Source organism: Bradyrhizobium sp. WSM1743, assembly GCF_000473065.1.
Lineage (GTDB): Bacteria > Pseudomonadota > Alphaproteobacteria > Rhizobiales > Xanthobacteraceae > Bradyrhizobium.
Genome location: NZ_AXAZ01000001.1, coordinates 267,529 through 284,343 on the forward strand (window position 1 = coordinate 267,529; position 16,815 = coordinate 284,343).

Below are 16,815 nucleotides of genomic sequence, written 5' to 3' on the forward strand. Positions count from 1 at the left end.
GTTTTGACAAACGCAGGCGTCCCGGTTCCAGCGCGGCAGCGCCGGATATGATTTTGGGAGACCATACGGTCGCGAGTTGCGCTGCGCCACGATTTTCGCCACCCGCGAAACGATCCGGAGACGGGATGTTGCAGCGCAGTCGGGTGGCGCCTCAGCTCATGCCGGCCGCGATCAACAGCAGACACACGGCGCGAACGGCTGCCAGGCCGGCGATCCGCTCCTCGCGATGCGATGTCATGCAGTCAACTCCGCGAGAGCGGCCGCCGAGACGGCTGTCCGTCCGTCCTGATCAATCGATCTCCTGCACCACGATGCGTGAGCCGGGATCCACCAGCATCACGCGATCCCCGGAATAGACGTAGCGATACTTCGTCAATGACGGGCCCCAATCCGCCGGAACGGCCTCGAGCTCGACGTCGCTTGGGATCGTCGCTCCGACGATGATTTTCTCCTTCGTCGTGACCGGGCGGATGCGGTGTTCGGTAACGTAGGACTTGATCCTGGTCCGGTATTCCGGCTCGATCTGAACCGCGGCCGCGTGCCCGGTTCCGGTGGTGGTCACCACGGTGGATTGCGCGAAAACGCCGGTCGAGATCAACGCCGCCGCAGCGGACAGCAGGAACAGCTTCTTCATCTTGTCCTCCTCTCGGGAATAGCGCCGCACCAACATCTCATCGCGAGTGGTGTTCCCGGCGGATAGGAACAAATTGCTACTTTTTCCCGTTTCTGAATCGGCCAGGTGGCAAGCCTGGTAATTGGAGGAGGAGAAAATGAAGTTGAGAATTGCGTCCGCAGCGCTGATGGTTGCTGCACTGTCCCTGCCGGCATTCGCAGCCGACGAGTTCTACGTCGTGCAGGACGTCAAGACCAAGAAGTGCATCGTCGTCGACAAGAAGCCGACGGACACGTCCATGACCGTCGTCAGTCCCTCGGGCACTATTTACAAGACGCGCGCCGAAGCGGAAAGCGGCATGAAGACCGTCAAGGTCTGCACGTCTAATTAGGGAGAATGTGATGCCCGTATTTATTCTCTGGGCAGTGCCCGCGATCATCGTGATCGGCGGCGGCATCTATCTGATTGGTCATATGCACTAGCTTCGTTTTGGAAGCCGAGCGGGCCTCTGCGTGCAGTGCACAGGCCCGCAAGTCCTCCGCCTGCCAGGAGAGCTTGCCGCGCGCCAGCTGAAGCGCAAGTTGCAGTGCAACAGGCCGGGCAGGAGTAGTCGCGCGAAGAAGACTACCGCGAGCGCACGCGAAATGACTTCCGTCCCGCTGAGGTTTTTCATACGCTTGCCTCTCGCACGCCGCATGGCGGCTGCGCTCACGGCCCGGCGACAGGGCTGGAGCATCAAAGGGAGGGGAGACGATGAAGCGAAGGTCATTTCTCGCTGGTATCGGTGCAACCACTGCGGCAGCCACGATCGGCATGCCGTCGATCCTCAGCGCGCAGGCGCCGATCACGTTGAACGGCGCGGTCCAGTTCAATGACGACCATGCCTTCAATCGGGCGCTGATCCGGTTCGAGGAGCTGGTGAAGAAGTACTACGGCAAGCCCGTCAACTTCACGCTGCACAAGAACTCCTCGCTCGGCCTCGAGAAACAGTATTTCGAGTACATGTCGCAGGGCAAGGCGGTCGATTACGGCATCGTCTCGCCGGCCCACATGTCGACCTTCGCCAAGGCGGCCCCGTTCATCGACGCGCCCTTCGTGTTCAAGGGCATCGAGCACATGAACAAGGTCGTCGAAGCCAACATCCTGGCGCCGATCGCCGACGAGGTCGCGACCAAGGCCGAGGTCGTTCTGATCGGTTATGCCGGCGGCGGCATCCGCAACATCTTCGCCAACAAGCCGCTCAAGACTCTCGCCGATCTCAAGGGGCTCAAGGTTCGTGTGCAGGGCGCGCCGATCTGGTCGAAGACCTTTGCGGCCGTCGGCATGAGCCCGACCGTGATCGCCTATAACGAAATCTACAACGCGATCCAGAACGGGGTGATATCGGCCGGCGAGAACGAGGCGGCCGGCGTCGAGGCGATGAAGTTCTACGAAGTGGCCCCGTATCTCAGCCTGACTCAGCACGCCGTCTCGATCCGGCCGATCTGCTTCTCGGTGAAGACGCTGAAGACGTTGCCGAAGGATTTGCAGGATGCGATCATGAAGGCCGGGAAGGAAGCCGGCGACTACGGCCGTCAGCTGGAGTCGAGCGAAGAGGTCGTCAAGCTCGACACGCTCGAGAAGGCCGGCAAGCTCAAGCGTGTTCCGTTCGAGGAGCGGGACGCCATGAAGAAGCTCGCTGACCCCGTGATGGTCACCTACGCCAAGGAGATCGGCGCGGAAGGCATTTTCGAGAAGATCAACGTCGTCTGAGGTCGTGCGTCCGCCACGATGGTCTGGGCAGGCCCCGCTTCCTGCCCGGACGTGGTGGATGAGCGCCGTACGGAGCTCCAATGTCCGAAATGCACGTCCCGTCCACACCGTCGCTGTGGCGTCGCGTCACCGCGGCCTATGCGAAACTGCTGGAATTCCTGCTGGCCGCCTGCGTCGGCATCCTGGTTGTTCCGGTCACGCTGCAAATCGTCTCGCGCTATACGCCGTTCATTCCCTCCTACATCTGGACGGAGGAGATGGCGCGGTTCCTGTTCGTCTGGACGATCATGATCGGCGCCATGGTGGGCATCCGGGAGGCGCAGCATTTCGAGGTCGACGTGTGGCCCGACCTGTCGCGGCGGTCGGAAGCCGCGGTGCGGATCATCGCGCGGCTGGGCGTGCTGGCGCTGGCTCTCGTGTTTGTTTGGGCCGGGATCGAATTCACACGCTTCGCCTGGAACAGGACGTCTGAGCTGGCCGATCTGCCGCTCTGGCTGATCCACGTCGCCTGGCCGGTGGCCGGCGTGACGTGGATCGTGTTTGCGGGCGAACAGATTCTGGATGAAACGCGCATTCTGGTCGGGGCACAGAGATGAGCGGCACTGTACTTTCTGCCGGACAGGCCGCGATGGTGCTGTTCGGGGTCTTCATCGGTCTGCTCATCGTGCGGGTGCCGGTCGCTTTCGCGCTCGGCCTTGCCTGCGTGCCGATCCTGCTGATCGAGCCGCGCCTGTCGCTGATGATGCTCGCGCAGGAGACCTTCAATGCCTACAATTCATTCATCCTGCTGGCGGTCCCATTCTTCCTGCTGACGGCAAACCTGATGAGCATCGGCGGCATCACCGACCGACTGGTGGCGCTGTCGCGCTCGATGGTCGGGCACTGGCCGGGGTCTCTGGCGCAGATCAACGTCGTGCTGTCGGTGTTCTTTGCCGGCATCTCGGGCTCCTCCACCGCCGATGCGGCGAGCCAGTCCAAGATCTTCATCGATGCGCAGAGCAAGGAGGGCTACGACCTGTCGTTCTCCATCGCCATCACGGCGGTGTCTGCGGTTCTGGCTGTCATCATCCCGCCCTCGATCCTGATGATCGTGTGGGGTGGGCTGATCTCGACTTCGATTGCGGCGATGTATCTGGCCGGCATCGTGCCGGGCCTGCTGATCGCGGGCGCGCAGATGGCGACGGTGCACGTCTATGCCGTGCGCCGCGGCTACCCGACCTATCCGAAGGCGACATGGGTCGAGATGCGATGCGCCATCTGGCGGTCGATCCCGGCGCTGATGACGCCGTTCATCATCGTCGGCGGCATTCTGCTCGGGTGGTTCACCGCAACCGAGTCCGCCTGCGTTGCGGTGCTCTATTCCGTCGCGCTGTCGGCGTTCTTCTATCGCGAGACAGGTCTGCGCGAATTGTACAAGGCCTTGCTCGACACCGGGCGTCTGGCCGGCGTGGCGCTGTTTTGCGTCGGCACCGCAAGTGCGTTCGGCTGGCTGCTTGCCTATTACAGGATCCCGCAAGAGCTGCTGGCCAACGTCTCGACATGGGGCATGGGTGCCGTCGCGGCGGGCTTCTTCATTTCCTTCTGCTTTCTCGTGGTGGGCTGCTTCCTGGACGCCATCCCGGCGATCATTATCGTCGGCACCGTGCTGGAGCCGCTGGCCAAGTCCGTCGATCTCCATCCAGTCCAGTTCGCGATTATCTCCATCGTGTCGCTGGCCTTCGGGCTGGTGACGCCACCCTATGGCCTCTGTCTGATGATCGCATGTTCGATCGCCGGCGTTCGGCTGCGCTATGCCCTGAAGGACACGGTGATCATGCTGATACCGATGCTGCTCGTGCTGGCGGCGGTCATCGTTTGGCCCAGCGTGTCGCTGTTCCTGCCGCGTCTGATCGTGCCGGAGATGCTGAAATGAGCGATGCGATCCCGCGGCAGGCGGGCTATCGCATTTGAGAGCTTTTCCCTGCGGCCATCCTTCGAGTCGCCCGCTTTAGGCGGGCTCCTCAGGATGAGGATCGAGTACGTGGCGACAGTTTCAACGAGCACTGACGCCGATTAGCCTCATCCTGAGGAGGCGCGTAAGCGCCGTCTCGAAGGACGAGGCGTGCGCGCAGACCGCCGCAACGAGTGTTAAGCGATAGCCCTGCCGCGGCCGCGGGCCGCGGGATCGCTGCAATCGGTTACAGGTTGCTCTCGGTGATTGCGGCGTAGACCATGCTGCGCAGCTCGCGCCGGATCGGGTAGGCGCTCGACGGCAGCACTTGCGTCATGAAGATGGTGATCAGCTCCTCGGCCGGGTCGATCCAGAAGGAAGTCGTGGCCGCGCCGCCCCAATTGTATTCGCCCGGGCTGCCGGCGATCAGCGTTTCGGCCGGACGCATGGTCACTGCGAAGCCGAGGCCGAAGCCGATGCCGTTATAGGCGGCTTCGGAGAACAGCGAGCGCGACACCTCGGGCAGCGCGCGTCCGCCGGGAATGTGGTTGGTGGTCATCAACGCCAGCGTCTTCGGCCCGATCAGCCTGACGCCGCCGACTTCGCCGCCGTTGAGCAGCGCGCGGCAGAAGGTGAGATAGTCGGCGACCGTCGAGCACAGGCCGCCGCCGCCGGAGATGAAGGAGGGCGGTGACAGGAACGAGCTCGTCGTCGGATCGTCCTGCAGCGTCAAGCCCTCGCGGCGCTGGCCGGCATGGAAGGTCATGCCACCGCCAGGGTCCGCCGAGTAGCAGGCCGCGAAGCGATGCGCCTTCGAGGCCGGCACGTGGAAGTCGGTGTCCGTCATACCGAGCGGATCGAGAATGCGTTGCTTCAGGAACTGTTCGAATGGCACGCCCGAGATCTTGCCGATGAGATAGCCGATCACGTCGGTCGCAACCGAATAGTTCCAGGCCTCGCCCGGCGAGAACTCCAGCGGAATCTTTGCGAGGCCCTCGATCATGGTCTGGAGCGTGCCCGACTTTTCGACCTCGCCGATCTTCTCACTGCGATAGGCGGCATCGACGTTGGAGCGCTGCTGGAAGCCATACGTTAACCCGGACGTGTGGCGCAGCAGGTCGACGATCAGCATTGGCCGGGACGGCGGCCGGGTCAGGAAGGCCGGATAGGTGCCGGCAACGAAAACGCCGAGATCCTTCCATTCCGGAATGTATTTGGCGACGGGCTCGTCGATTGCGACGAGGCCTTCCTCGACCAGCATCATGAAGGCGACGCTGGTGAGCGGCTTGGTCATGGAGTAGATGCGGTAGATGGTGTCGTCCTTCACCGGCACCTTGCGCTCGACATCGGCAAAGCCCTGCACCGAGCTGTGGGCGATCTTGCCGCGGCGATAGATCAGGAGCTGTGTGCCCGGGAAACGGCCGGCATCGATGTACCGGCGCTTGAGATGCGCATCGACGCGGTCGAGCGCAGCCTTGGACATGCCGACGGATTCGGGCGAGGCGGGGCTAGGGGCGAGCATCAGTTCCTCCGGGGCGTTTTGTCGGAAAATTGATACCGAAATGGCGGCCCCATTCCAAGTCGCTTGCACTTAACGAGGCCGGGCCGGCTGGTGTAGACTCCGCCTCGGAACGCCTCCAAGGAGCCCGCCTGGGCCAATGAGAAAAACGCGAGGGCAACAAAGCACCATGACCCAGTTCAACGAGACCGAACTCACCGAAGCCGTCATCAAGAGCTTCAACCAGACGCCGAACCCGCGTGCAAAATTCCTGCTCCAGGAACTAGTGAAGTCGCTGCACGATTACGTGAGCAAGACCGGCCTGACCTTCGAGGAATGGGAATACGCCATCGATTTCCTGACCCGGACGGGGCAGAAATGCACCGACACCCGCCAGGAATTCATCCTGCTGTCCGATGTGCTCGGCGTCTCCATGCTGGTGGACGCTGTCAACCATCGCGACCGCGACGGCGCTACCCAAACGACGGTGCTCGGCCCGTTCTATGTCGGCGAGCACAAGGTGACCGCGCACGGCACCGACATCTCGCCGAACAATCAGACCGGCGAACGCATGTTCGTGCAGAGCCGCGTCACCGATCTCAAGGGCAAGCCGCTCGCCGGCGTTCCCGTCGATGTCTGGCATGCCGATGACGACGGCTTCTACGATTCCCAGAAGCCGAACTATGAGGAGGTCGGCGCCTCGGCGCGCGCGCGCTTCATCACCGACGATGATGGCCGCTTCTTCTTCCGCACCATCCTGCCGTGCAGTTACCCGATCCCGACCGACGGTCCGGTCGGCGAGATGATCGTGCAGACCAATCGCCATCCGATGCGCCCGGCGCATGTGCACTTTCTGGTCAATGCCAAAGGTTATGAGCCGCTGATCACCCACGTCTTCATGGACAGCGATCAATATCTGGATTCCGACGTGGTGTTTGGCGTCAAGGACGACCTGATCGCCAAGGTCGAGCCGCGCAACGATCCTGAGATGCCCGACGGCACCAAGGCGAGCGGGCGGTGGCATCTGATGACCTACGAATTCCACCTGAAGCCCGGCGGCGGCATGGCGCCGAAACCGCTGGGCGTGAAGGCGGCGGAGCCGGCGTGATCCAGTCTTGTCCTTCTATCGCAGCCGGAGCGCTGCGAGCAGCACGATGACCGCGCAGGCCAGGATTGCCGTGGTCAGCTTCCAGAACAGCAGCGGATTGCGCTCTAGAAGTGGCGTGGTCCGCGTGGCGAGATAGGCCGGATTGGGATTTCTGAGCTCGAACACGAACTCGGAGAGATCTTCGTGGCGCTTGTAGGGATCGGGATGCAGCGCTTTCCTGAGCGCGCCATCGATCCAGCCCGGGATGCCCCGCTCGGCATCGATCGCAGAGCGGTATTGCAATTTCCACGCGTCGGATCGTCCCCGGATTTTGGCAAGCTGGGCGCCGTATGGCAGATGTCCGGTGAGCATCTGGTAGCAGATGGCCGCCAGCGAGAACATGTCGGACCGGGGCGACCCGCCTTCGCCGAGGAAATATTCCGGCGCCGTGTATTGGACCGTGCCGAGAATTTCCGCATCTGCCGATCTCGGCGCGGCTTCGGCGACGCCCGCGACCCTGACCGATCCGAAGTCGATGATCTTCGCGGTGCCTGTCTTGTCGATCAGGACGTTGTCGGGCCTGAGATCCTGATGCAGCATCTCCATGCGGTGGAAGGCGCGAAGCCCGGTGGCGATCTGCTCGATGATCCTGCGCACCGTCTCCAGATCGGGGCGCGGGTTGTCGAGCATCCACTGCCGCAGCGTCTGCCCCTCGACGAACTCGGTCGCGACGTAGAGATAGTTGCGCCGGGTCGATCGCGACCGCGGCTTGAGCACGTACGGACTGTCGATCCGCCGCGCGATCCATTCCTCCATCAGGAAACGCTTCAGATAGGCCTGGTTGTCGCGCAGGTCGATCGACGGAATCTTGAGCGCGACCGTTTCCTCGGTCTCCATGTCGACCGCGAGATAGATGTGGCTGCGGCTGCTGCCGTGGATTTCCCGGATGATCCGGTAGCCGTCGAACACGGCCCGGGGCTCCAATAGAGGCGGCAGGGGCAGCGCCGAACTCTGATCGAAAACGCCCGTTTCTTCCGGCACCGCATCGATCCGCAGGATCTGGACGGTGATGTTGTCGTCGCTGCCGCGCCGGTAGGCTTCCTCGACGATCGCCTTCGCGGCACCGTCGAGCTCGGCCGCGTGCTCGTTGATGGCGCTCGTGATGAAGCGCGCATCGACGAATTCGTAGGCGCCGTCGGTCGCCAGCAGGAAGGTGTCGCCGGCCTGGATCTCGATCGTCTGATAGTCAATCTCGAGCTGCGGATTGATGCCGAGCGCACGGCCGAGATAGGTCTGCTCCGACGACACGATGATGCGGTGATCGTCGGTCAGCTGCTCCAGCGCCTTGCCGGCGACGCGGTAGATGCGGCAGTCGCCGACGTGGAAGATGTGCGCGGTGGCCGCCTTGATGACCATGGCGCTGAGGGTGCAGACATAGCCCTTGTCGCGGTCATAGGCATATTGGCTCTTGCGCGTCTGCGCATGCAGCCAGGAATTGGTCGCCTCCAGCACGCGGCGGGCGGAGGTCTTCACCGTCCAGGATTCCGACGTGCAGTGATAGTCCATCAGGAAGCTCTTGACCGCCGACTCGCTGGCGATCTGGCTCACCGTGCTGGAGGAGATGCCGTCGGCGAGGACGGCCGCGATGCCTTTCAGGCTGAGCAGCGGCTCCTCTGGAATGAGGACGCCGTGAAAATCCTGGTTGACGGGCTTGCGACCCTTGTCGGAATGCTGGCCGACCGAGATCAGGAGTCCGCGGGTCATCGTCGCCACCAAGGCAAAGAGAGCCTCACCATACCCGGGCGAGGCTCTCTTGTTGAGGTGCGTGTGATCAGGCCGCGACGCGGGGCTTCGCAGCCTTGTCGGCCTGGCGCTTCGGCAGGGTCATGACGTGCGTGGCATAGAGGGTCATGCCCGTGAAGGCGAGTCCGCCAACGAGGTTGCCGAGCACGGTCGGGATCTCGTTCCAGATCAGATAGTCCATGATCGAGAACTTGGCGTGCAGCATCAGTCCCGACGGGAACAGGAACATGTTCACCACGGAGTGCTCGAACACCATGTAGAAGAACACCAGGATCGGCATCCACATCGCGATGACCTTGCCGGAGACCGAGGTCGAGATCATGGCGCCGACGACGCCGGTCGAGACCATCCAGTTGCAGAGCATGCCGCGCATGAACAGTGTCGCCATGCCTGCCGCGCCGTGCGCGGCATAGCCGAGGGTTCGGCCCTCACCGATATTGCCGATGGCCGCGCCGACCTTGTCGGGCGCCTGGGTGAAGCCGAAGGTCGTGACGAAGGCCATCATGAAGGCCACGGTGAAGGCGCCGGCGAAGTTGCCGACAAAGACGAGGCCCCAGTTGCGCAGCACGCCACTGAGCGTGACGCCCGGACGCTTGTCGATCAAGGCGAGCGGGGAGAGCACGAAGACGCCGGTGAGGAGATCGAAGCCCAAAAGATAGAGCATAACGAAGCCGACCGGAAACAACAGCGCGCCGACCAGCGGCTGGCCCGTGTTGACGTTGATCGTGACGGCGAACCAGGCGGCGAGAGCAAGGATGGCGCCGGCCATATAGGCCCGGATGACGGTATCCCGGGTGGACATGAAAATCTTGGACTCGCCCGCATCCACCATCTTGGTGACGAATTCCGAAGGCGCAAGATACGACATCAATGGTTCCTTTTGCTTCGTAAGTGAGATCGCACGCCCCCTCAGAGAGCGCGGCTGAACGTCATCGGCCGTGCGGGCTGGGGCCGCGCACGAGGGCTATGGAAAGTCTGGAAGCCTTGGGAATCGCGTCACGAGGACTTTAAAGCCGGGAGGGCCGCGAAGCAGTTGAGCTTCCGGGATGCAGCCGCCAGAGGCTGCAACAATGCGGCAAGCCGCAGTCTTCGTTGACGCTGCAGGTAATGCAAGTTGCATGCCGTCCGAGCGAATTGGGAAAATGTAGATATATCAATATGATATTTCGTTGCCTGATCCGCCCATAATACGATCGGGGCCTCTTGCATGGGCGGCTGCACAAGATTTGTGCGCCGCACAAGGAATGAGCAGATCGCAAATTTCGGATGCGGAACTCTCCTGCGACAGCTTGGCGCGGTCTCCTTAAGGTACTGATTATTCGATGTTTCTTCCGGCGTCTGGCTTGGCACGAAGCTTGAATGGTTCCAAGCCGACGCCATTGAAGCCGTCCCGCGAGACTTCTCATCCGATTTGCTGACGCCACCAGACGGGGGTCCTCCCCGTCGTGCGTTCGCATGCGCCAAAGACGGCGCCACGGACGGACGGGCTGCTCGCGTGCACAGCCGCAAATCATTCCGCAACGACGCAAAGGACGACACTGCCTATGACCAAGCGCACCCGCCGGCCCTCCGAAACGACTGGCCTCAGCCGCCGTCAATTGTTGAAGGCCACCGGCTCAACCGCCGCACTTCTTGCCGCAGCAAAACTGAATTTCCCTGCCGGCGCCTTCGCTCAGGACGCGGGCCCTGAGGTCAAGGGCGCCAAGCTCGGCTTCATTGCGCTCAGCGACGCCGGCCCGCTCTTCGTCGCCAAGGACAAGGGCCTGTTCGCCAAATACGGCGTGCCTGACACTGACGTGCAGAAGCAGGCCTCGTGGGGCACCACGCGCGACAACCTCGTGCTCGGCTCCGAGGGCAACGGCATCGACGGCGCCCATATCCTCACCCCGATGCCGTATCTGATCTCGGCCGGCAAGGTGACGCAGAACAACCAGCCGACGCCGATGTACATCCTGGCGCGGCTCAATCTCGATGCGCAGTGCATTTCAGTCGCCAAGGAATATGCCGATCTCAAGCTCGGCACCGATGCAGCGCCGTTCAAGACGGCGCTGGAGAAGAAGAAGGCCTCCGGCAAGGCGGTGAAGGCCGCGATGACCTTCCCCGGTGGCACCCATGACCTCTGGATTCGCTATTGGCTCGCCGCAGGCGGCATCGACCCCGACAAGGATATCGAGACCATCGTGGTGCCGCCGCCGCAGATGGTGGCGAACATGAAGGTCGGCACCATGGACTGCTTCTGCGTCGGCGAGCCCTGGAATCTCCAGCTCGTCCACCAGGACATCGGCTACACCGCGGTCAACACCGGCGAGCTCTGGAGCAAGCATCCGGAGAAGTCGTTCGGCATGCGTGCGGCCTTCGTCGACAAATATCCGAAGGCGACCAAGGCGATCCTGATGGCGGTTCTGGAGGCCCAGCAATGGGCCGACAAGGCCGAGAACAAGCAGGAGCTCGCCACCATCATGGCCAAGCGGCAGTGGATCAACTGCCCGGTCGAGGACGTCTACGACCGCACCGCCGGCAAGTTCGACTACGGCAACGGCAAGGTGGTCGAGAACTCGCCGCACATCATGAAGTACTGGCGCGACTTCGCCTCCTATCCGTTCCAGAGCCACGATCTCTGGTTCCTCACCGAGGACATCCGCTGGGGCAAGTATGAGGCGAATTTCGATACCAAGGCGCTGATCGCCAAGGTCAACCGCGAGGACATGTGGCGCGATGCGGCCAAGACGCTCGGCGTTGCGGCTGCGGAAATTCCGACCTCCACCTCGCGCGGCAAGGAGACCTTCTTCGACGGCAAGGTGTTCGATCCCGAAAATCCGGCTGCCTATCTGAAGTCGCTCGCGATCAAGCGCGTCGAAGTCTGATGGAGCCCTGCGACCGCCCATTGGGCGGCCGCGTCCTTGCCAAGCCGGAGAGAGATAGCGATGAACATGACTGCCACGAAGATCGAGGTTGAGACCGCGACGCCTGCCGCGACCGTCGCGCCAGTCGTCGCGCTGACGCCGAAGCGTCCCCCGCGCGCCGAAGCTTACGCACGCATGGCACGCGAGACGGCCGTGCGCGTGATCCCACCACTGGTCGTGATCGCGCTGCTCACGCTGGTGTGGGAGCTGGTCTGCCGGAGAGCCGGCTCGGCACTGCCGCCGCCGTCAAAAGTGTTTGCCGACACCAGGGAGCTGATCTTCGATCCGTTCTTCGATCATGGCGGCATCGACAAGGGCCTGTTCTGGCATCTTTCCGCCAGTCTCCAGCGCGTCGCCTTCGGCTACTCGCTCTCGGCCATCGCAGGCATCGCGCTCGGCGTGCTGGTTGGGCAGTCCGTCTGGGCGATGCGCGGGCTCGATCCGCTGTTCCAGGTGCTCCGCACCATTCCGCCGCTCGCCTGGCTGCCGCTGTCGCTCGCGGCGTTCCGCGATGGCCAGCCCTCGGCGATCTTCGTCATCTTCATTACCTCGATCTGGCCGATCATCATCAACACCGCGGTCGGCATCCGTAACATTCCGCAGGACTATCGCAACGTCGCCGCGGTGGTGCAGCTCAACCCGCTCGAGTTCTTCGCAAAGATCATGATCCCGGCGGCGGCGCCCTATATCTTCACCGGCCTTCGCATCGGCATCGGCCTGTCGTGGCTTGCGATCGTCGCAGCCGAAATGCTGATCGGCGGCGTCGGCATCGGCTTCTTCATCTGGGACGCCTGGAACTCCTCGCATATCAGCGAGATCATCCTGGCGCTGTTCTATGTCGGCATCGTCGGCTTCGTGCTGGACCGCCTGATCGCGGGCCTCGGCAAGTTCGTCACCCGCGGCACCGCGCAGAACTGAGGAGAGGGGACATGACCGCCTATCTGAAGCTCGACCACATCGACAAGGTCTTCACCCGCGGCGCCGCCACCACGGAGGTGCTGAAGGACATCAATCTCACGATCGAGAAGGGCGAATACGTCTCGATCATCGGCCATTCCGGCTGCGGCAAGTCGACCCTGCTCAACATCATCGCCGGACTGACCGGCGCCACCACGGGCGGCGTGCTGCTGGAGAACCGCGAGGTGAACTCGCCGGGGCCCGATCGCGCCGTGGTGTTCCAGAACCACAGCCTGCTGCCGTGGCTGACCGTCTACGAGAACGTCAGGCTCGGCGTCGACAAGGTCTTCGCCAAGACCAAGTCCCGCGCCGAGCGCGACGCCTGGGTGATGCACAATCTCAACCTCGTGCAGATGACCCATGCCAGGGACAAGCGTCCTTCCGAAATCTCCGGCGGCATGAAGCAGCGCGTCGGCATCGCGCGGGCGCTGGCGATGGAGCCGAAGGTGCTGCTGCTGGACGAGCCGTTCGGCGCGCTGGACGCGCTGACCCGCGCCCACTTGCAGGACTCGGTGATGGCGCTGCATCAGAAGCTCGGCAACACCATTCTGATGATCACTCATGACGTCGACGAGGCCGTGCTCTTGTCCGACCGCATCGTGATGATGACGAACGGGCCGAGCGCGCGCATCGGCGAGGTGCTGGAGGTGCCGCTGACGCGGCCGCGCAAGCGGCTCGAGCTCGCGACCAACACCACGTATTTGAAGTGCCGGCAGCGCGTGCTCGAATTCCTCTACGAGCGTCACCGCTTCGTCGAGGCCGCGTAAACGAAGGTTTAACGCGCGATATGCTTTCGCCTAATTAATCGACATCTCGCTCAATCCTTGTGCGTCGCACAAGGATTGAGCGGATCGCAAATTTAGCGTGCGGAAAAGCCCTGCAAATAATTCGGGCGGTACGAATAACGCCCTGAAATCCCTGTATTTCCAGTGAGCGCGCAACTGGCACGGAAATTGAAGCGTGTTTGCGCGACGCCAACGACGACGTCCCTCAACATCATCAATCAGCATCGTGAACTCGCCACCGGGGTGAAGCCTCGGAGCGCGCCTCCGTGGCCGGAGGTTGAGCCTGCAACGACGCAGCGGTGAGCTTAGAAGGGATACTCAATGACGAAGAATCCTACTTGGATTTCAGACTGGCGCCCCGAAGATGAGGCGTTCTGGAATGCGACTGGCAAGACCATCGCGCGGCGCAACCTGATCTGGTCGATCGTGGCCGAACATATCGGCTTTTCGGTCTGGCTGATCTGGAGCATCGTCACCACCAAGCTGCCGCAGGCTGGCTTCCACTACTCCACCGACCAGTTGTTCCAGCTCGTCGCGGTGCCGGGCCTGATCGGCGCCCTGATGCGCTTTCCCTATACCTTCGCGGTGACGACCTTCGGTGGCCGCAACTGGACCATCTTCAGCGCGGCGATCCTGTTCATTCCGACCTTGTCGCTTGCCTATTTCGTCAGCCAGCCCGACACGCCGTTCTGGCTGATGCTGCTGATCGCCTCGACCGCGGGTCTCGGCGGCGGCAATTTCGCCTCCAGCATGACCAACATCTCGTTCTTCTTTCCCGACCGGATGAAGGGGTGGGCGCTGGGACTGAACGCGGCCGGCGGCAATATCGGCGTCTCCAGCGTGCAGCTGCTGACCCCGATCCTGATGACGCTCGCCGTCTTCAACCTGTTCCAGGCGACGCCCGTCGACGGCATCTATCTCCAGAATGCCGGCCTGATGTGGATGCTGCCGATCGCGATCGCGGTGTTCGGCGCGGTGTTCTTCATGAACAACCTCACCACTGCGAAATCGTCGGTGAAGAACCAGCTCGCGATCGTCAAGCGCAAGCACACCTGGATCATGGCGTATCTCTATATCGGTACGTTCGGGTCCTTCATCGGCTACTCCGCCGCGTTCCCGCTGCTGCTCAAGACGCAGTTCCCCACCGTGACGATCTCGATCGCCTTCCTCGGCCCGCTGGTCGGGTCGCTGTCGCGTCCGCTCGGCGGCTGGCTCGCAGACCGGGTCGGCGGCTCCATCATCACGTTCTGGAATTTCATCCTGATGGCGGGCGCCACGGTCGGCGTGCTCTACTTCGTCGGGCAGAAGGATTTCATCGGCTTCATGTCGATGTTCCTGATCCTGTTCGTGACAACGGGTATCGGCAATGGCTCGACCTACCGCATGATCCCCTCGATCTTCCGCGAGGAGAATCTGTTCAAGGTGCGGGGCAAGGGCGATGCGGCACGCGCGCTGGCGCTCAAGACCGCGAGCATCGAGAGCGGCGCGGCGGTTGGCTTCATCGGCGCGATCGGTGCCGTCGGCGGCTATCTGATCCCGAGCGGTTTCGGCAAGTCGATCGCCATGACCGGCGGGCCGCAGCTCGCGCTCGTGATCTATCTCGCCTTCTACGCCTCCTGCCTCGCTCTGACCTGGTGGTTCTACCTGCGTCGCAGCCCGCAGGGTGAAGGCGCGCCAAGCCTCGCCGAGGCGCGTGTGTGAGCACGACCACTTGGCACGAATGTCGCTTCTCCCCGTACGCGGGGAGGAGTCTCTCTGATGACGTTTGACCCATGAACTTTTTCCGCAATGGCGCGGACGAAGGCAGACCGAAACAGACAGGAGAACATTATGACGCCCGAACAGATCACGCTCATTCAGCAGAGCTTTTCCAAGGTCGCGCCGATATCGGAGCAGGCTGCGGTGCTGTTCTACGATCGTCTGTTCGAGGTGGCTCCGTCCGTGCGCGCGATGTTTCCCGAGGACATGACCGAGCAGCGCAAGAAGCTGATGGGCATGCTCGCCGCCGTGGTCGGCGGCCTGTCGAATCTCGAGACGATTCTTCCTGCGGCCTCGGCGCTCGCCAAGCGCCACGTCGCCTACGGCGCCACGGCCGAGCACTATCCCGTGGTCGGCGCGACCTTGCTGTGGACCCTGGAGACGGGACTTGGCGAGGCCTGGACGCCCGAGCTCGCCACCGCCTGGACCGACGCCTACGGCGTGCTGTCCGGCTACATGATTTCCGAGGCCTACGGCGCGCAGGCGCAGGCTGCCGAATAGGAGATGCCTTGTGAGTGAACCGCTGGTCATCGTCGGTAACGGTATGGCGGCCGCGCGTCTGGTCGACGAGCTCGCCAAGACCGCGCTCGGCCGCTACGCGGTCGCCGTGATCGGCGAAGAGCCGCGGCTCGCTTACAATCGCGTGCTGCTCTCCTCCGTGCTGGCCGGCGAGACCGGCTCGCATGAGATCGAGCTGAGGCCGGCCGACTGGTGGCGCCATCGCGGCGTCACGGTGCGCTATGGCTATCGCGTCACTGAGATCGATGTCGGCCGCCGCGAGCTCAAGATCGCCGGCGAGGAGAGCATGGAATATTCCAAGCTCGTGCTCGCCACGGGATCGACGCCGCTGCGGCTCAACGTGCCGGGCGCCGATCTTGCCGGCGTGCACACCTTTCGCGATACCCGCGATGTCGACCTGCTGCTGACGCTGGCTGCAGCGAAGAAGCGCGTCGTCGTGGTTGGTGGCGGCCTGCTCGGACTTGAGGCTGCCTACGGCCTCGCCAAGGCCGGCGCGCCGGTGACGCTGCTGCATCTGATGGACCGGCTGATGGAACGTCAGCTTGATGGGCCGGCCGCCGATCTGCTCAAGACGCTGGTCGAGCGCAAGGGCATCCGCATCCTGCTCAACGCCAGCACGAAGTGCATCCATGGCGACGGTCACGTCGAGGCCGTCGAGCTCGCCGACGGCAGCCGCATCGAGGCCGATGCGGTGATCTTCGCCGCCGGCATCAAGCCGAACGTCGCGCTGGCGAAAGAGGCGGGGATTGCGGTCAATCGCGGCGTCGTGGTCAACGACGTGATGCAGACCTCCTCGTCCGACATTTTCGCGCTCGGCGAATGCGCCGAGCATCGTGGCACCTGCTATGGCCTGGTCGAGCCCGCCTATGAGCAGGCGCGCGTGCTGGCGCGGCATCTCGCCGGCCGCCCCGCCGCCTATCAGGGCAGCGTGGTCTCGACCAACCTCAAGGTCTCCGGCGTCAGCGTGTTCTCCGCCGGCGACTTCATGGGCGGGGACGGCAGCGAAAGCCTCGTGCTGTCTGACCGCAGGCGCGGCACCTACAAGAAGCTCGTCATCGCCGACGGCCGGCTCACCGGGGCCGTGCTGATCGGCGATACCGTCGATGCGCTATGGTATCTCGAGCTGATCCGCAACCGCGACAAGGTCGCGGCGATCCGCACCGACATGATGTTCGGCCGCGCGCTTGCGCAGTCTTCGAAAGCGGCTTGA

15 protein-coding genes are annotated in these 16,815 nt (G+C 63.1%); 11 read left to right on the forward strand and 4 right to left on the reverse strand.

Features of this window, described 5'->3' with window-relative positions; all coding sequences use genetic code 11:
• Positions 1–289: 289 nt before the first annotated feature.
• On the reverse strand, positions 290–634 hold the full coding sequence (locus YU9_RS0101335) for a DUF1236 domain-containing protein (RefSeq protein WP_027571144.1): 345 nt from the start codon (positions 632–634) through the stop codon (positions 290–292).
• A gap of 136 nt (positions 635–770) precedes the next feature.
• Here YU9_RS0101335 and YU9_RS0101340 point away from each other — a divergent pair, with 136 nt between their 5' ends.
• The 4 genes from YU9_RS0101340 to YU9_RS0101360 all read left to right on the forward strand — a co-directional run bounded on the left by YU9_RS0101340 (position 771) and on the right by YU9_RS0101360 (position 4,277).
• Complete coding sequence (locus YU9_RS0101340) at positions 771–1,004, forward strand: hypothetical protein (protein WP_027571145.1); 234 nt, start codon at positions 771–773, stop codon at positions 1,002–1,004.
• Between the two features lie 362 nt (positions 1,005–1,366).
• Entirely contained in the window at positions 1,367–2,365 is a 999-nt protein-coding gene (locus tag YU9_RS0101350; RefSeq protein WP_027571146.1) for a TRAP transporter substrate-binding protein, read from the forward strand.
• Positions 2,366–2,445: 80 nt separating this feature from the next.
• Positions 2,446–2,961, forward strand: a complete 516-nt coding sequence (locus YU9_RS0101355; protein WP_027571147.1) for a TRAP transporter small permease — start codon at positions 2,446–2,448, stop codon at positions 2,959–2,961.
• Positions 2,958–4,277, forward strand: coding sequence for a TRAP transporter large permease (locus tag YU9_RS0101360; protein ID WP_027571148.1), 1,320 nt, complete (start codon positions 2,958–2,960; stop codon positions 4,275–4,277). The genes YU9_RS0101355 and YU9_RS0101360 overlap by 4 nt, the downstream gene beginning before the upstream one ends.
• A gap of 265 nt (positions 4,278–4,542) precedes the next feature.
• Here YU9_RS0101360 and YU9_RS0101365 read toward each other — a convergent pair whose 3' ends face one another.
• Positions 4,543–5,817 carry a serine hydrolase gene (locus YU9_RS0101365; RefSeq protein ID WP_027571149.1) on the reverse strand — a complete coding sequence of 425 codons (1,275 nt, stop codon included), beginning with the start codon at positions 5,815–5,817 and terminating at the stop codon, positions 4,543–4,545.
• Between the two features lie 166 nt (positions 5,818–5,983).
• Here YU9_RS0101365 and YU9_RS0101370 point away from each other — a divergent pair, with 166 nt between their 5' ends.
• Entirely contained in the window at positions 5,984–6,901 is a 918-nt protein-coding gene (locus tag YU9_RS0101370) for an intradiol ring-cleavage dioxygenase (protein ID WP_027571150.1), read from the forward strand.
• 15 nt (positions 6,902–6,916) lie between these two features.
• Here YU9_RS0101370 and YU9_RS0101375 read toward each other — a convergent pair whose 3' ends face one another.
• Both YU9_RS0101375 and YU9_RS0101380 read right to left on the reverse strand, forming a co-directional pair.
• Positions 6,917–8,644, reverse strand: a complete 1,728-nt coding sequence (locus tag YU9_RS0101375) for a bifunctional protein-serine/threonine kinase/phosphatase (protein WP_027571151.1) — start codon at positions 8,642–8,644, stop codon at positions 6,917–6,919.
• Positions 8,645–8,711: 67 nt separating this feature from the next.
• Positions 8,712–9,551 (reverse strand): formate/nitrite transporter family protein, encoded by an 840-nt coding sequence (locus YU9_RS0101380; protein ID WP_027571152.1) that lies wholly within the window; start codon positions 9,549–9,551, stop codon positions 8,712–8,714.
• 676 nt (positions 9,552–10,227) lie between these two features.
• On the opposite strand from YU9_RS0101380, the gene YU9_RS0101385 reads away from it, so the two are divergent.
• The 6 genes from YU9_RS0101385 to YU9_RS40575 all read left to right on the forward strand — a co-directional run bounded on the left by YU9_RS0101385 (position 10,228) and on the right by YU9_RS40575 (position 16,815).
• On the forward strand, positions 10,228–11,547 hold the full coding sequence (locus tag YU9_RS0101385) for a CmpA/NrtA family ABC transporter substrate-binding protein (RefSeq protein WP_027571153.1): 1,320 nt from the start codon (positions 10,228–10,230) through the stop codon (positions 11,545–11,547).
• A gap of 60 nt (positions 11,548–11,607) precedes the next feature.
• A complete protein-coding gene (ntrB, locus tag YU9_RS0101390; protein WP_027571154.1) occupies positions 11,608–12,504 on the forward strand; it encodes a nitrate ABC transporter permease in 897 nt (298 codons plus the stop codon).
• A gap of 11 nt (positions 12,505–12,515) precedes the next feature.
• A complete protein-coding gene (locus YU9_RS0101395; protein WP_027571155.1) occupies positions 12,516–13,310 on the forward strand; it encodes an ABC transporter ATP-binding protein in 795 nt (264 codons plus the stop codon).
• A 339-nt stretch (positions 13,311–13,649) separates the two neighbouring features.
• Positions 13,650–15,029, forward strand: coding sequence for an MFS transporter (locus tag YU9_RS0101400; RefSeq protein WP_027571156.1), 1,380 nt, complete (start codon positions 13,650–13,652; stop codon positions 15,027–15,029).
• Positions 15,030–15,158: 129 nt separating this feature from the next.
• Positions 15,159–15,587 (forward strand): globin family protein, encoded by a 429-nt coding sequence (locus YU9_RS0101405; protein WP_027571157.1) that lies wholly within the window; start codon positions 15,159–15,161, stop codon positions 15,585–15,587.
• 10 nt (positions 15,588–15,597) lie between these two features.
• Entirely contained in the window at positions 15,598–16,815 is a 1,218-nt protein-coding gene (locus YU9_RS40575) for an NAD(P)/FAD-dependent oxidoreductase (protein ID WP_084298870.1), read from the forward strand.

Bases quoted from the DNA above. Each gene is read 5' to 3' on its own strand.
- YU9_RS0101395 (WP_027571155.1), top strand. From the start codon at position 12,516: ATGACCGCCTATCTGAAGCTCGACCACATCGACAAGGTCTTCACCCGC.
- YU9_RS0101385 (WP_027571153.1), top strand. From the start codon at position 10,228: ATGACCAAGCGCACCCGCCGGCCCTCCGAAACGACTGGCCTCAGCCGC.
- YU9_RS0101360 (WP_027571148.1), top strand. From the start codon at position 2,958: ATGAGCGGCACTGTACTTTCTGCCGGACAGGCCGCGATGGTGCTGTTC.
- YU9_RS0101350 (WP_027571146.1), top strand. From the start codon at position 1,367: ATGAAGCGAAGGTCATTTCTCGCTGGTATCGGTGCAACCACTGCGGCA.
- YU9_RS0101365 (WP_027571149.1), bottom strand. From the start codon at position 5,817: ATGCTCGCCCCTAGCCCCGCCTCGCCCGAATCCGTCGGCATGTCCAAG.
- YU9_RS0101340 (WP_027571145.1), top strand. From the start codon at position 771: ATGAAGTTGAGAATTGCGTCCGCAGCGCTGATGGTTGCTGCACTGTCC.
- YU9_RS0101375 (WP_027571151.1), bottom strand. From the start codon at position 8,644: ATGACCCGCGGACTCCTGATCTCGGTCGGCCAGCATTCCGACAAGGGT.
- ntrB (WP_027571154.1), top strand. From the start codon at position 11,608: ATGAACATGACTGCCACGAAGATCGAGGTTGAGACCGCGACGCCTGCC.
- YU9_RS0101400 (WP_027571156.1), top strand. From the start codon at position 13,650: ATGACGAAGAATCCTACTTGGATTTCAGACTGGCGCCCCGAAGATGAG.
- YU9_RS0101370 (WP_027571150.1), top strand. From the start codon at position 5,984: ATGACCCAGTTCAACGAGACCGAACTCACCGAAGCCGTCATCAAGAGC.
- YU9_RS0101380 (WP_027571152.1), bottom strand. From the start codon at position 9,551: ATGTCGTATCTTGCGCCTTCGGAATTCGTCACCAAGATGGTGGATGCG.
- YU9_RS0101355 (WP_027571147.1), top strand. From the start codon at position 2,446: ATGTCCGAAATGCACGTCCCGTCCACACCGTCGCTGTGGCGTCGCGTC.
- YU9_RS0101405 (WP_027571157.1), top strand. From the start codon at position 15,159: ATGACGCCCGAACAGATCACGCTCATTCAGCAGAGCTTTTCCAAGGTC.
- YU9_RS0101335 (WP_027571144.1), bottom strand. From the start codon at position 634: ATGAAGAAGCTGTTCCTGCTGTCCGCTGCGGCGGCGTTGATCTCGACC.